The following is a 17,473-nucleotide window of genomic DNA, read 5'->3' as shown; positions in this document are numbered from 1 at the left end:
GGTAAACAACTTCAGATATCTGGGAGTACTAAATCTGAAAATACTAAGGATTTAGCAGTATGGTCAGCACTCTTGTTAGAATTCCCGGATATCACATAACTGAAGAACTCTACAATGGTTCTAGAACCATTGTTTATCGAGGATATCGAGAGACTGACTCATTACCTGTAGCGATCAAACTGCTGAAAAATCCTTATCCCAATTTCAGCGAACTCTTGTCGTTTCGCAATCAGTATGTCATTGCGAAAAATCTCAACTCACCGCTAATCGTCCAAACTTATAGCCTAGAACCATACCAAAATGGCTATGCGTTGGTGATGGAAGACTTTGGAGGAATCTCTCTGACAGATTATTTCACCTTTGACCAGACGCTATATATTGCTTCTCTACAAGAGTTTTTAGAAATTGCGATCGCACTCTGCGACACCTTAGATTTACTCTACCACGAGCGCATCATTCACAAAGACATTAAACCCAGCAATATATTAATTAATCCCGAAACCAAACAAGTTAAATTAATTGACTTTAGTATTGCATCTTTATTACCAAGAGAAACCCAAACCCTCGTCAACCCCAATGTGTTAGAAGGGACACTTACTTATGTTTCCCCAGAACAAACAGGCAGAATGAATCGAGGGATTGACTATCGCACAGACTTCTACTCACTCGGCATAACTTTCTACGAATTACTTACAGGAGAGTTACCTTTTGCCTCAAGCGACCCGATGGAGTTGGTACATTCTCATATTGCAAAAATCGCACCATTAGTACACGAAACTAATTCTGAAATTTCATCTGTACTATCAAAAATTGTCAGTAAATTGATGGCGAAGAATGCTGAGAATAGATATCAGAATGTATTGGGAGTGAAATTTGATTTAGAAAATTGTCTACATCAGCTAAGAGAAACTGGGGAAATTCAGAGTTTTGAAATTGCAAGTAGGGATGTGTGCGATCGCTTCATTATCCCCGACAAACTCTACGGACGGGAAAATGAAGTTCAGTCTTTACTCAAAGCCTTCGAGCGTGTTGCTAGCGGCAGTTCTGAACTGATGCTGGTGGCTGGTTTCTCTGGTATTGGCAAAACTGCGGTGGTGAATGAAGTCCACAAACCCATCACTCGACAGTACGGCTATTTCATCAAAGGAAAGTACGACCAATTCAATCGCAACATTCCGTTTTCAGCCTTTGTTCAAGCTTTTCGCAGCTTGATGGGACAAATCCTGAGTGCATCCGATATAGAACTAGCTCACTGGAAGGAGCAAATCCTTGCTACTGTTGGTGAAAACGGACAAGTTCTGATTGAAGTCATTCCCGAACTAGAATGCATCATTGGTTCCCAACCCCCGATAATTGAACTGGTTGGTAGTGCATCTCAGAATCGGTTTAATCTGCTCTTTGGCAAATTTATTCAGATATTTACGAAAAAAGAACATCCCTTAGTGATTTTCCTCGATGATTTGCAGTGGGCCGATTCCGCTTCTTTGAACCTTTTGAAATTGTTGATGAGCGAGTCAGAAGCAGGCTATCTACTCGTACTCGGAGCTTATCGGGATAATGAAGTTTTTCCAGCCCACCCGTTGATGCTAACCCTGAATGAGATTAGAAAAGGTGGTGTCAATGTCAATACTCTCATGTTGGCTGCTTTGAATGAATTAGATATTACCTGTTTAGTTGCCGATACATTGCAGTGTTCAAATAATATCGCTGCGCCGCTTTCGCACTCGATCTACCAAAAAACTCAGGGAAATCCATTTTTCACCATTCAGTTTTTGTACGGACTGCACGAGGAAGAATGTATTATTTTCAATCGTTCCTCCGGCTATTGGCAGTGTGATTTAACCCAGGTGACACAGTTGGCTCTGACGGATGATGTTGTGGAATTTACGATCCGACGATTGCAGAGGCTACCAGAAGCAACACAGCAAGTATTAAAGCTGGCGGCGTGCATTGGTAATCGATTTGATTTAGAAACATTAGCAGTAGTCTGTGAAGCTACTCAAGATAGTGTAGCAGCAGACTTGTGGCGATCGCTTCAAGAAGGGTTAGTTATTCCAGAAAACTCAACCTACAAGTTTTTCCAGGGAAAGGGACATGATGTAGAAGCGATTGATAACATTACTGTTAGTTATCTGTTTCTCCACGATCGAGTGCAGCAAGCCGCTTACTCTCTCATTCCTGAGACTTTGAAACAAGTAACCCACTTCCAAATTGGCAAACTTCTGCTTGCTAATGTTTCGCCAGAAGAACAAGGCAGCAAAATTTTTGCGATCGTCAATCACTTAAATGAAGGCTTTGTATTTCATCAAAGCCAGGAAGAACGTTCAGAACTTTTACAGCTAAACTCTATTGCAGGGAGAAGGGCTAAAGAGTCTACTGCCTATGGGGTTGCTGTTAACTACTTTACGGTAGCTGAGAGCTTGTTACCTCCAGATAGTTGGCAGCAATGCTATGAAAAGTCCTTAGATGTTTATTTCAATCTTGCAGAAGTTAAGTATTTGTCTGGGGATTTTCAATCTTCTCTAGCCATTGTTGAAGCGATCTCTAGCTTTGCAAGACAACAAATTGAAAGAGCTGAAGCATTTAACCTAGCGATTCTGATGTTCACATTGCAAGGTCAGTACCTCCAAGCACTTCACTATGGACAAAAGGCATTATCTTGCTTGAATTTTGATTTATCAGAAATAGACTTAGCAGAGAAACTTGAAACTTACCAAGGTGAGATTCAATTGAAATTAGGGAATCGCACAGTAGAGCAGCTCGTCGATGAACCAGAGGCCACCGATCCAGAAAAACGCCTGATTATCAAAATCTTGAATAATTTAATAGTACCTGTTTATGTTCTACAAAAGGGGGAGCTATACTTTGTCGTCGCGTTATCAATGGTTTCAGTATCTCTCAATTTTGGCGTAATAGCTGAATCAGGAAACGGATTTTCAGCCTATGGAATGTATCTCGGATATTATCAGAGCAACTATCAATCTGGCTATGATTTTGGAGTACTTGCAGAAAGTTTAGCCAAACGATTTAAGCAAGCAGATAATCTATGCAAAGCTTGCTATATGTTGGGGAATAATCTGCTTTCTTGGGTGCGTCCCTTGCGTTCCTCTGCGCCTATTTTCGATCGAGGATTAGTGGCTGGGCTACAGTCTGGGGAGATGGTTTTCTCAGGTAATCTTTTGATGTACAAGCTGCTCAATTCTTTTTATGCAGGAGAGAGTTTATTAGAAATTCAGCAAAATCTTCCTGAATATTTAGAATTTTGTGCCAAAAAACTTAACTATCAGCTTCCTGTGGATGTACTCTCTGGATTAAACATTGCGCTTGCTGAACTTACAGCTAGTCCTGCTGAGGATATCCCGACTGAGAAGCAGCATCTTGAAGTATGTAAAATAAACAACAGTGATTATGCAATTTGCCACTATTTACTCCTAAAAACTAAAATTCTATGTTTTTATGGGCGCTATGAAGAGGCATTGGAATCGGCTCAGGGGGCTGAAAACCTCGTTGGTACAATTACTGGAAAATATCAGGTTGCAGCTATCAATTTCTATCAATCTATTGCTCTAGCTGAATACTGCCGGAGTCATTCTCTAGGTTTAGACAATAGTTACATCCAAAAAGTTAAATCAAACCAAGCACAACTGAGTCTATGGGCAGCTAGTTGTCCTGAAAACTTTGCCCATAAGTACGATCTTGTGAATGCAGTTTTAAGCGTTTTATCAGGACAGAAAACAGAAGCAATTGAACTGTTCGATGCCGCTATTTCTGGAGCTGAAGTCAATGGCTACCTCCAAGAAAAAGCCTTAGCAAACGAACTTGCAGGCAAATTCTGCCTCGAATGGGGCAAAGAAAAATTCGCCGCAGGCTATATACAAGAAGCTTATTATTGTTACGCAAAATGGGGTGCAAAAGCCAAAATTGCCGATCTGGAAAGACATTATCCACAACTGCTAGCGCCTATCCTTCAGCAAATCCATATTCCCTTCTCCACTAAGGACACAATCTTCTCATTGGCAAATGTTACATCCATCAGTTCCAGCACTTCCCACAGTAGTAATGTATCTGTAGCTTTAGATTTAGCTGCCATTCTCAAAGCTTCTCATACTATCTCAGGCGAAATCGAATTTGAAAAACTGCTTTCATCGTTGCTTGAGATCGTCCTTGAAAATGCTGGGGCTGATAAATGTGTGTTCATGCTGTTGCGAGATGATTCGCTAGGCGATACCAAAACTGAACGCCTGTTAATCAAAGGGTCAATTACCACGGGTTCAAAGCCAGTTGTCTTGCAGCGTATTCCCATTGAAGATAGCCAAGACATTCCCCTGAAGCTGATTTACAAAGTCAAGCACGATAGGCAGACTGCTGTAATAGTTGATGCGATCGCCGATCTGACCTTAGCCAATGACCCGTATATCATGCGTCAGCAGCCGAAAAGTATCTTGTGTAGCCCGATTTTGCATCAAGGTAAGTTGCTGGGCATTTTATATCTAGAAAATAATTTAACAACGGGGGCGTTCACAGGCGATCGCGTCGAACTCCTGAACTTACTTTGCGCTCAAGCCGCTATCTCACTTGAAAATTCCCGACTTTATGAACGTTCTCAGGAATATGCTCAACAATTAGAGCGATCGTTTGCCGAATTGAGTGCGAGTAACTCTCGTTTTGAAAAACTTGTAGACAACGTGCCTGGGGTAGTTTTTCAATACCAGATGAGTACTGATGGAATCCTATCGTTAAACTACATGAGTGCTGACTGTTACAATTTGTACGAAATTACGCCAGAGCAAGCTGCTGCCGAACCGAAGTTTCTTGAGAAAATGGTACATCCAGATGATGTAGTTTCTTACCAGGAATCAAGCACTGACACCGTTCAAACTCTATCTCCCTGGCGCTGGGAGGGGCGAATCATTACCTTGTCAGGAATCGTCAAGTGGATTCACGGCGAATCTAGAATTGAACAGTGCGCGGATGGAACGCTAGTTTGGGATGGATTCTTTTTGGATATTAGCGAACAGCAAGCTGCGCTACGCGATCGCAAACGAGCAGAGCAAGAACTGCAAAACGCCCAATTACAAATAGTGCAAAGTGAAAAGATGTCAGCTTTGGGTAATTTAGTCGCAGGGGTAGCTCACGAAATGAATAATCCCCTCGGTTTTATTGCTGCCAGTCTCAAACAAGCTAAACCCAGCATTGCTGATATTGTTGAACACTTGAAACTCTACCAAGAAAATTTACCAAATCCAGTCGATGAAATTACAGACCATGCTGAAGAAATCGACTTGGATTATACTTTATCAGACTTACCAAAAATACTTGATTCGATGTCTATGGCGTGCGATCGCCTCAAAAATATCAGCACCAGTTTAAGAACTTTCTCCCGTGCCGATCGAGATTACAAAGTGTCATTTAACATTCACGAAGGTATTGATAGCACAATTTTAATTTTGAAACATCGTCTCAAGGCTAATGAACAACGTCCCGCCATTGAAGTTGTCACCAACTACGGTGATTTACCTCAAGTTGAATGCTTTCCTGGTCAATTAAATCAGGTATTCATGAACTTGCTTGCGAATGCTATTGATGCCTTAGATGAATCTAACACTGGACGCAGCTTTGAGGAAATTAAAGGTAATTATAACTGCATTAAAATCACAACTTCCGTTGAAAAAAATCTAGTTAAAATTACAATTACCGATAATGGTCAGGGGATGAATGAACAAGTCAAATCCAAAATATTTGACCACTTATTTACTACTAAATCTGTTGATAAAGGGACGGGGTTGGGGTTAGCGATCGCTCGTCAAATTGTTGAAGAAACCCACGGCGGGAAATTGACTTTTAACTCTGTTTTGAGTGAAGGGACAGAATTTAACATTGAAATTCCACTGTAATGTTTGGATCTTGTTGGTAAACAACTTCAGATATCTGGGAATACTAAATCTGGAAATCTTAAGGATTTAGGAATATGGTTAGCAGCATGGTCAGTATTCCCGGATATCGCATCAGCGAAGAACTCTACAATGGTTCGAGAACCGTAGTTTATCGAGGGTATCGAGAAGCTGACTCATTACCTGTAGCCATTAAACTGCTGAAAAATCCATATCCGGATTTTAACGAACTCTTATCATTTCGCAATCAGTACACCATTGCTAAAAATCTCAACTCACCCCTGATCGTTCAAACCTACAGCCTCCAAGCATACCAAAATGGCTATGTGCTGGTGATGGAAGACTTTGGGGGGATTTCGTTGAAAGATTATTTCATCGCTGACCAGATGCGATATATCGCGTCTAGTGAAGAGTTTTTACGAATTGCGATCGCACTCTGCAATACCTTAGATATACTCTATCAAGAGCGGATCGTTCATAAAGATATTAAACCCGCCAATATTTTAATTCATCCTGAAACCAAACAAGTTAAATTAATTGACTTTAGTATTGCCTCTTTACTCCCACGAGAAACCCAAACACTGATCAATCCCAATGGATTAGAAGGGACACTCGCTTATATTTCCCCAGAACAAACAGGCAGAATGAATCGGGGGATTGACTATCGCACAGATTTTTATTCTTTGGGAGTAACTTTCTACGAATTACTGGCAGGAAAGTTACCTTTTGAATCCAAAGATCCGATGGAGTTAGTCCATTGTCATATTGCCAAAAATCCACCGAATTTAAGTGAAATAAAGGGGAGAAAGATTCCACAAGGTTTATGCGATATCGTGATGAAACTGATGGCGAAAAATTCAGAATCCAGATATCAAAGTGCCTTGGGACTGAAGTTTGATTTAGAAAAATGTTTATATCAGCTACAAGTTGATGGTGAAATTCAGAGTTTTGAAATTGCACAACGGGATGTGTGCGATCGCTTCATCATCCCCGACCAACTTTATGGACGAGAAACCGAAGTCTCAACTCTACTGCAAGCATTTGAACGAGTTAGCCTTGGTGCAACAGAAATGATGTTGGTAGCTGGGTTTTCGGGAATTGGTAAAACGGCGGTTATCAACGAAGTTCATAAACCAATTGTGCGGCAACGCGGTTATTTTATTAAAGGGAAATATGACCAGTTTCAACGCAATATTCCCTTTTCGGCATTTGTCCAAGCATTCCGGGATTTAATGGGGCAATTGCTATCAGAATCAGATCGGCAAATACAAACCTGGAAAAACAAAATATTAGCCGCCGTAGGAGATAACGGACAAGTTTTAATTGACGTAATTCCGGAATTAGAAAACATTCTTGGCTCACAGCCAGCAGCTACAGAATTATCAGGAACGGCTGCCCAAAATCGATTTAATTTGTTATTGCCAAAGTTTGTGCAAGTTTTCACAAGTATTGAACATCCTTTAGTGATGTTTTTAGATGACTTGCAATGGTCCGATTCAGCCTCGCTGAAATTGCTGCAATTATTGATAGTAGAAACCGGACATTTATTGGTATTGGGTGCGTATCGAGATAATGAAGTGTCACCCGCTCACCCCTTCATTCTCACTGTAGATGAAATCGTCAAAACTGGCGCAGCAGTAAACACTATTACACTACAACCGTTAAGTTTAGTCAATCTGAATCAGTTGGTAGCAGATACGCTAAATTGCGAATTATCCTTAGCTCAACCTTTGACTGAATTGGTGTACCAAAAAACTCAGGGTAATCCCTTCTTTTGCACCCAGTTTCTCAAATCATTGCATGAAGATGAATACATTAATTTTGACTGGCAAACACGACATTGGCAATCCGATATTGCGGCAGTCCGGTCGCTTTCTCTGACAGATGATGTCGTCGAGTTTATGGCACTACAATTACAGAAATTGTCGCTGACAACTCAGAATACTCTTAAACTGGCTGCTTGTATTGGGGCACAGTTTGATTTGAATACCCTGGCGATTGTTTCAGAAAAATCCCCGGAAATAACCGCAGATGATTTATGGAAAGCCTTACAAGAAGGTTTGATTATTCCGAATACAGAAATCTATAAGTTCTTTCTTCAGTCTGAGAGTGCATTGGTTGCTAATACAGCAGCGAATCCAACTTATCGATTTTTACACGATCGCGTCCAACAAGCCGCCTATTCCCTGATTCCCGACGACCAAAAACAGACGATTCATTACCAAATCGGACAACTATTACTCCAACAGATTTCCCCAGAAGCTAGAGTTGACCGGATTTTTGAAATCGTCAATCAATTAAATTACGGCACGGCTTTAATTAGCGAACAAACACAACGAAATGAACTAGCGCAACTTAACCTGATCACCTGTCGCAAAGCCAGAACTGCCACCGCCTATCAAGCAGCGCGTGAATATGCCGTAGTTGGATTGTCTTTGTTGGGAGAAGACGCTTGGCAACAGCAATATGAAATGACTCTCGCCTTCCATGAATTAGCGGCGGAAGTGGCAATGTTATGCGGTGACTTTGAGACGATGGAACAGTTTATCGATATTGTCACCGAACAAGCACATTCTTTACTAGAACAGGTGAATGTTTACCGCATTAGGATTCAAGCCAAGACTTCTCAGCGTCAACTCAGTGAAGTACTGGCGATCGGCATCAAGCTGCTGCAACAGTTGGGCGTAACGATCGCCGAATCACCCACACCAGATGATATTCAACAGTCAATCCAAGAAATTAACGAATTAATTGGCGATCGCCAAATTGCAGATTTTATCTACCTCCCTGTGATGACAGATGCAAATAAAATCGCCATTACCCAAATTGCCAGTAGCATCATGGCAGCAGCTTACACCTGTGGATCTCTTTTGTATCCATTACTAGCTACCTTGTTAGTCAAATTATTCCTGCGGCACGGCAATATATCTGTTTCTGCTACTAACTATGCTTGTTACAGCCTCGTTCTCTGTAATATGCAGAACAATATAGATTTAGCTGCACAGTTTGGACAGTTGGCATTGAATGTGGCGGCAAAATTCGATGATAAAGCAAGTAAGTTGGAAGTATTTTTCCTGCTGGGAAGTTTTATCCTCCACCGCAAATCTCACCTCAAAGAAATGTTACCCCTCTTGAGTGAGAGTTATACCCTTGGGCTAGAAGTTGGAAACCTAGAATACGCTGGTTATGCGGTTCACAATTTCTGTTTAATTTCTTCTTGGTGCGGTCAACCTCTTGCTAACTTGGAGGAAGATACACGCACTTACTACCATGCTTTAGTGCAACTGAAGCAATTGGGAGCAGCTAATTACTGTCTGATTTATTGGCAAGTGATTTCAAATTTACTAGGTTTGGCAAAGCATCCCACCATTTTGTCTGGATCGGCTTTCCAAGAGACAGAATTTCTCCCCCTGTTGCAGTCTGCAAATGATATATGTGGACTATATATTTTCTATTCGTATAAGTTGATGCTTTGCTTTTTGTTTGGGGAAGTTGAGCCAGCTAATAACTATGCCCTTGAGTGCAAAAACTATTTGATGTCGGGTGCGGGAACAGTTGCCGAACCTGCATTTTATTTCTATGATTCTTTGATAGCTCTAGCCCAATTGAGTCAAATGTCAGGCGAGGTATCAACCACATTAGAAAGGGTGGCAAAAAACCAAACTCAGTTGCAGCAGTGGGCGCACTATGCACCGATGAATCATCAGCATAAGTTCGATTTGGTAGAAGCGGAAAAATATCGATTTTTAGGACAAAAAGCAGAAGCTATAGAGTTATACGATCGGGCAATATCTGGAGCTAAAGCTAATGAATATATCCAAGAAGAAGCCTTAGCCAACGAATTGGCAGCTAAATTCTACCTCGACTGGGGCAAACAGCGCATCGCCGAAGAATACATGACTCAAGCCTACTATGCCTATACCCGTTGGGGTGCTAAAGCCAAGGTTGCTGACTTGGAAACACGCTATCCTCAACTGCTAGCTTCTATCCTCCAACAAACTCGCACTGCTTTCTCGGTTAACGAAACCGTCTTCGCATTAGGAACAGTCTCCTCCACTAGTTCTTCCTCCAAAGTCTCTGATTCCCTCGATTTAGCTGCTATTCTCAAAGCCTCTCAAACTATCTCAGGCGAAATCAAACTGGAAAAACTGCTTTCATCGTTGCTTTCCATCGTTATTGAAAATGCGGGGGCTAATAAATGTGTGTTAATGCTTTTGCGAGACGATCGCCTGTTAATTAAAGGGTCGATTTCCAAAGGAACACAGCCAGTTGTGTTGCAGCGCCTTCCCGTTGAGGAAAGTCAGGACATTCCCCTGAAGGTGATTTACAAAGTCTTGCATAACAAGCAGACTGTTGTGTTGCTGGATGCGATCGCCGATCCAACCTTAGCCTGTGACGACTATATCATGCGTCAGCAGCCTAAGAGTATCTTGTGTAGCCCGATTTTGCATCAAGGTAAATTACTGGGCATTTTATATCTAGAAAATAATTTAGCAACGGGGGCGTTCACGAGCGATCGCGTCGAACTTCTCAACTTACTCTGCGCTCAAGCCGCGATTTCTTTGGAAAATGCGCGACTTTATGAGCGATCGCAGAACTATGCTCGACAGTTAGAGGAGTCATTTGCCGAATTGAGTGCGAGTAATTCTCGCTTTGAGAAATTGGTAGATAATGTTCCTGGCGTTGTTTATCAATACTGCATATCTGCTGATGGTGCAATGTCTCTACCCTACATGAGTGCAGACTGTTATAAACTCTACGAAATTACTCCAGAGCAAGCGATCGCGTCGGTGCAGTTGCTCTTGGAGAGAATACATCCAGATGATATTGCAAGTCACCAAGACTCTATTGCAGATTCAATTCAAACGCTGACTCCCTGGCGCTGGGAGGGACGAATTATCACAGTATCAGGTATTCTCAAGTGGATTCATGGGGAAGCTCGAATCCAAAAATTTGCCGATGGGTCTATAGTTTGGGATGGATTATTGTTGGATATTAGCGAACAGCAAGCTGCGCTACGCGAACGCAAACGAGCAGAGCAAGAACTGCAAAATGCCCAATTACAAATAGTACAAAGTGAAAAAATGTCTGCGTTGGGTAATTTAGTCGCAGGGGTAGCTCACGAAATGAATAATCCTTTGGGTTTTATTGCTGCCAGTCTAAAACTTACTAAACCAACTATCGCTGATATTGTTGAACACTTGAAACTCTATCAACAAAATCTACCAAATCCAGCCGATGAAATTACAGACCATGCTGAAGAAATCGACTTGGATTATAGCTTATCAGACTTACCCAAAATGATTGATTCTATGTCTATGGCGTGCGACAGGTTGAAAAACATCAGCACCAGTTTACGTACTTTCTCTCGTGCCGATCGAGATTACAAAGTACCATTTAACATTCACGAAGGTATTGATAGCACGATTTTAATTTTGAAACATCGTCTCAAAGCTAACGAACAACGTCCCGCCATTGAAGTTGTCACAAATTATGGTGACTTACCTCAATTAGAATGTTTCCCTGGTCAATTAAATCAGGTATTCATGAATCTGATTGCAAATGCCATTGATGCCTTAGATGAATCTAATCATGGGTGCCGTTTTGAAGAAATTAAAGCCAATCATAACCGCATTACCATTACAACCTCAGTCGAAAATAATCTAGTTAAAATTGCCATTGCTGATAATGGTAAAGGGATGACTGAAGAAGTCAAATCAAAAATATTTGACCATTTATTTACGACAAAAGCTGTTGGGAAAGGAACAGGATTAGGGTTAGCGATCGCTCGGCAAATCGTTGAAGAAACCCACGGCGGAAAATTGGATTGCAACTCTGTTCTGGGTGAGGGTACAAAATTTACGATTAAAATTCAGGTATGAATCTCGGACACTTTTTGTTGGCACCGCGTCTCGTAGAGAAGGGATGGGATTAGCACCGATTTTCTTTGACTCTAAATCCTCAAAATTTCAAGTCGTGGAGCGACGGGTTTGCTTTATATCTGGGAACACTATATCTGAAGTCTTAAAGATTTAGCAGTATGGTTAGTACGAGAGTCAATATTCCCGGATATAAGGTTAGCGAAGAACTCTACAATGGTTCTAGAACCATCGTTTATCGAGGATATCGAGAGACTGACTCATTACCCGTAGCGATCAAACTGCTGAAAAATACTTATCCAAGTTTCAGCGAACTTTTGTCGTTTCGTAATCAGTACACCATAGCTAAGAATCTCAACTCATCTCTGATCGTCCAAACCTATAGCCTAGAACCGTATCAAAATGGTTATGTGTTGGTAATGGAAGATTTTGGGGGGATTTCTCTCAAGGATTGGGGATTAAGGAGTGGGGAGTGGAAAATTGGGCGAAACTTAGAATCTTTGATGGAGTTTTTAGAAATAGCGATCGCACTCTGCAATACCTTAGATGTACTCTACCGGGAGCGGATTATTCATAAAGATATTAAACCCGCCAATATTTTAATTAATTCCAAAACCAAACAAGTTAAATTAATTGACTTTAGTATTGCATCTTTGCTACCACGAGAAACGCAAACCCTAATAAATCCCAATGTGCTAGAAGGGACACTAGCTTATATTTCTCCAGAACAAACAGGCAGAATGAATCGGGGAATTGACTACCGGACTGATTTTTATTCTTTAGGCGTAACTTTCTACGAATTACTGACTGGAGTTTTGCCATTTCAATCAAAGGAGCCAATGGAGTTAGTGCATTGTCACATTGCAAAAATTGCACCATTAGTATCTGAAACTAATTCCGAAATTCCATCTGCGATCTCAAAAATTGTCAGCAAATTGATGGCGAAGAATGCTAAAGATCGCTATCAGAGTGTATTGGGGCTGAGATTTGATTTAGAAAATTGTTTACATCAGCTACAAGTTGATGGTATGATAAAATTTTTTGAAATTGGAGAACGGGATGTGTGCGATCGCTTCATCATCCCAGACAAACTCTATGGACGAGAAACCGAAGTTGAAAACCTCCTCCAAGCATTTGAGCGAGTTAGCTTGGGTGCAACAGAAATGATTCTGGTAGCAGGTTTTTCGGGAATTGGTAAAACGGCGATTGTCAACGAAGTTCATAAACCGATTGTGCGCCAACGCGGTTATTTTATCAAAGGCAAATATGACCAATTTCAACGCAATATTCCCTTCAGTGCATTTGTGCAAGCATTCCGAGATTTAATGGGGCAACTGTTAAGCGAAAGCGATGCAAAAATTCAGCAATGGAGAAACGAAATATTATCAGCAGTTGGTGAAAATGGACAAGTAATTATTGAAGTTATCCCCGAATTATCAAGAATTATTGGCGAACAACCAGCCGCCATAGAATTATCAGGAACGGCGGCAGAAAATAGATTTAATTTATTATTTCAAAAATTTACCCAAATTTTTACCACTGCTGAACATCCCTTAGTGATATTTTTAGATGATTTGCAATGGGCAGATTCAGCATCACTGAAGTTAATGCAGCTATTGATGGCTGATACAAAGCATATGCTGTTAATTGGTGCGTACCGTGATAACGAAGTTAATCCAGCACACCCATTAATGTTGACTTTGAGTGAGATTGAAAAAAACCAAACAACGATTAATACAATTACCTTAGCACCACTGAATCCAAAAACAGTCAATCAATTAGTTGCTGACACACTTAAATGTTCCCAGGATTTGGCATCACCTCTTTCTCGATTAGTGTTTCAAAAAACTCAAGGAAATCCGTTTTTTTCTATCCAGTTTTTGAAGGCATTACATCAAGAGCAACTGATTAAGTTTACCCCCTCTTGCCAAGGCAGGGCTACGGGAGGGTGGCAATGTGATATTTCCCAAGTTAATCAACATGCAGTTACAGATGATGTCGTTGAATTTATGGCGTTGCAGTTAGAGAAATTACCATTAGCAACCCAGAATATCCTCAAGTTAGCATCTTGTATTGGCAACCAGTTTGATTTAGCAACTTTGGCAATTGTTTCGGAACAATGCCAAATTGATGCGGCGGCTGCTTTGTGGAAAGCATTGCAAGAAGGGTTGATTTTACCGATTAGCGAGGTTTATAAATTTTATCAAGATTCGTCATTGGTCATTGGGCATTGGTCATTAGAAAATGACAACCAAATGACAAATGACATAGACGCGCTAGCGGCTTCCCGCAGGGTAGGACAAAGGACAGCTTCATATAGATTTTTACATGACAGAGTACAGCAAGCAGCTTATTTCCTGATTTCCGATGAACAAAAAACAGTAACTCATCTGAAAATTGGACAATTACTGAGAGAAAATTTGTCTGAGTTAGAGATTGAAGAAAAACTCTTCGATCTGGTTGGGCATTTGAATTTAGGAATTGAGTTAATTAGTCAAGCAAGCGATCGCCAAGCCCTAGCTCAACTCAATTTCAAAGCCGGTAGTAAAGCCAAAAATGCTACTGCATACACCGCCGCCAGAGTGTATTTCCAAACTGGGATCTCCTTACTCCAGCCCGACTGCTGGCAAACACAGTACGAATTAGCCTTGAACCTGCATTTGGCAGTAACCGAAGCCAGCTATTTAAATAGTGACTTTGAGAGCATGGAAGAGATGGCTGGAGTGGTTTTGCAGAACGCCCAGACCATTTTTGACAAAGTGAAAATCTACGAAATTAAAATTGTGGCACTAACGGCTCAGAGCCAAATATTAGAGGCGATCGCCGTTGGCGCAGATGTCCTGAGTCAATTAGGGGTGGATTTACTGAGTGCGCCAGAGTCAGCCGAAATCGGCAAAGCCCTGGAATACCTAAAAGAGCAACTCCAAGGTAGAGAAATTGCTGAACTGATTGACTTACCTGTGATGAGCGATCGCACAGCTCAAGCCGCAATGCAATTATTAGGAATATTGTTTGCACCAGTATTACTGGGAAATCCGGGTTTAATGCCCCTGTTGAGCGCAACAATGGTACGGTTGTCGCTCCAGTTTGGCAATACCCCCGCCTCGACGGTAGGATATGCGATTCACGGCATGGTGCTATGTGCTTTTTTGAGCGAAGTTGAAGCTGGCTACAAGTTTGGTCTTTTAGCTCTCTCGTTGCTGGAAAAATTGAACGATCCGGGTATAAAGTGTCTCCCTTTAAGCTTCTTTGGGGCTTTCATCCAACATCGCCAGCAATCGTTTTTGGCAACGCTATCGACGATGAAAGCTAGCTACACCAATGGTATGGAAACAGGCAGTTTTCTGTACGCTGGCTATAGCATACAATGTTACGGGCATATAGCGCTGTTCGCTGGTGTAAATTTAAATACATTGTCAGCCGAATTAGTTCCTTACAGTGTGGTTCTGACTCAGGCGAAACAAAATGCGGCGTGTATCTTATTGGATGCAGTGCGGCAAGTGGTGGACAATTTGAGAGAAACAGGGAGCCAACCCCATCGCTTAATGGGCACTGCCTACGATGAAACAATTATGCTGCCAAAGCACCAACAGGATAACGATTTCACCGCGATCGCCTACGCCTATATCTACAAGCTGATGCTTGCTGCTCTCTGGGGCAATTATCATGCAGCCCTTGAGTATATCACCGGAATCAAGCCCTATTTTATGGCAGCAGCAGGGGCGGTACATATTCCCGTTTTCCATTTTTATGCTGCCCTCACATACCTAGCACTCTTCCCCACCCAGCCAGAAGCAGAGCAAGCCCAAACTCTTCTTGAGGCAAAAACCCACCAAACAATTCTGCATCAATGGGCAGAAAATGCCCCGATGAATCACTTGCATAAATGGTATCTAGTGGAGGCTGAACGGTATCGAGTGTTGGGTGAAAAAGCCGTAGCCAGTGAGTATTATGACCAAGCCATTGCTCTGGCTAAAACACATCAGTTTATTAATGAAGAAGCTTTAGCCAATGAACTGGCGGCAAAATTTTACCTTGACTGGGGCAAACAGCGGATCGCTGGGGAATACATGATTGAAGCCTACTACAGCTATATTCGTTGGGGTGCGAAAGCCAAAGTTGCTGACTTAGAAAGACGCTATCCCCAACTGCTTGCTCCCATCCTCCAGCAAACCCGTTCTTCCCTGTCAATTAATGAAACTATCTTGGCATCCACTAGTTCCCCCACTTCCAGCAGCAATGTCTCTGTTGCTTTAGATTTAGCTGCCATTCTTAAAGCTTCTCAAACTCTGTCAGGGGAAATCGAACTCGAAAAATTGCTCTCAGTATTGCTGGCGATCGTCATTGAAAATGCGGGGGCTGATAAATGCGTATTAATGCTTTTGCAAGACAAGCGCCTATCGATCAAAGGGTCAATTACCCTGGGGACAGAGCCAGTGGTGTTGCAGAGCCTTCCCGTTGAAGATAGCCAGGATATTCCCCTGAAGTTGATTTACAAAGTCTTGCACAACAGGCAGACCACTATGTTAATTGATGCAAGTGCCGATCGGGCCTTAGCCAATGACCCCTATATTATTCGTCAGCAGCCGTATAGTATCTTGTGTAGCCCGATTTTGCATCAAGGTAAGTTGATGGGCATTTTATATCTAGAAAATAATTTAGTGACGGGGGCATTTACAAGCGATCGCTTACAAGTTCTCAATTTCCTCACTACTCAAGCAGCAATTTCTCTAGAAAATGCACTATTATATCACAAATTAGAGGACTATTCCCATACTCTGGAGCAAAAAGTAGAAAAGCGCACCCAGGAAATCACAGAAAAAGCCACTCAGCTAGAATCAACACTGGAGAAACTTTACTCGACTCAATCCCAACTAATTCAATCAGAAAAAATGTCCGGTTTAGGACAGTTAGTTGCTGGAATTGCTCATGAAATTAATAATCCGATTAATTTCATCTATGGCAACTTACAACCAGCGAGTGAATATGTGGCATCTTTAATTGAATTAAATAATTTATATCAAGAACTTTATCCGCAACCATTGCCAGAAATTGCCGAAAAAATTGCCGATATTGAGCTAGAATTTATATCTAATGATTTACAAAAGCTCCTGTTATCGATGAGAGTAGGAGCAGATCGCATCCGTAAAATTGTGCTGTCACTGCGAAACTTTTCCCGTTTGGATGAATCAGAAATAAAATCAGTAGACATTCACTCTGGCATTGATAGTACGCTGTTAATTTTGCAACATCGACTTCAAAGTAATAGTAAACATCCAGAGATTGCAGTTATTCAAAAATATGGTCAACTCCCTTTAGTTAATTGTTATGCCTCTGCTCTGAATCAAGTATTTATGAATATTATCAACAATGCCATTGATGCTTTAGAAGAATCAGATGTAAATCGTCAACCGACTATTATAATTCAGACAGAATTCAGAGAAGCAAAAAAGGTAGTTATCCGCATTGCAGACAACGGCATAGGGATGAGCGAGTCAGTGCAGAATAAGATATTTAATCCATTTTTTACGACGAAATCAATAGGTAGCGGTACAGGTTTAGGATTATCAACTAGCTATTCGATTGTGGTAGAAAAACATGGGGGTAATTTAAGTTGCATTTCTGCACCGGGAGAAGGTACAGAATTTATCATTGAAATTCCGTTATAGTTTAGGGTGCAGATCCCGGACAACTTTCGCGAAG

At 41.4% G+C, this 17,473-nt stretch carries 3 protein-coding genes; all 3 read left to right on the top strand.

Features of this window, described 5'->3' with window-relative positions; translation table 11 throughout:
• Positions 1 to 59 precede the first annotated feature (59 nt).
• Positions 60 to 5,894 carry an AAA family ATPase gene (locus V7K84_RS24845; protein WP_334841962.1) on the top strand — a complete coding sequence of 1,945 codons (5,835 nt, stop codon included), beginning with the start codon at positions 60 to 62 and terminating at the stop codon, positions 5,892 to 5,894.
• Positions 5,895 to 5,968: 74 nt separating this feature from the next.
• Complete coding sequence (locus V7K84_RS24840; RefSeq protein WP_334841961.1) at positions 5,969 to 11,773, top strand: trifunctional serine/threonine-protein kinase/ATP-binding protein/sensor histidine kinase; 5,805 nt, start codon at positions 5,969 to 5,971, stop codon at positions 11,771 to 11,773.
• A 158-nt stretch (positions 11,774 to 11,931) separates the two neighbouring features.
• Positions 11,932 to 17,439 (top strand): trifunctional serine/threonine-protein kinase/ATP-binding protein/sensor histidine kinase, encoded by a 5,508-nt coding sequence (locus tag V7K84_RS24835; RefSeq protein WP_334841959.1) that lies wholly within the window; start codon positions 11,932 to 11,934, stop codon positions 17,437 to 17,439.
• Positions 17,440 to 17,473 lie beyond the last annotated feature (34 nt).

Source organism: Nostoc sp. (assembly GCF_036917315.1).
In the GTDB taxonomy this organism is placed as follows: Bacteria; Cyanobacteriota; Cyanobacteriia; order Cyanobacteriales; family Nostocaceae; genus Nostoc.
This window is presented reverse-complemented; position numbering and strand designations above follow the sequence as displayed.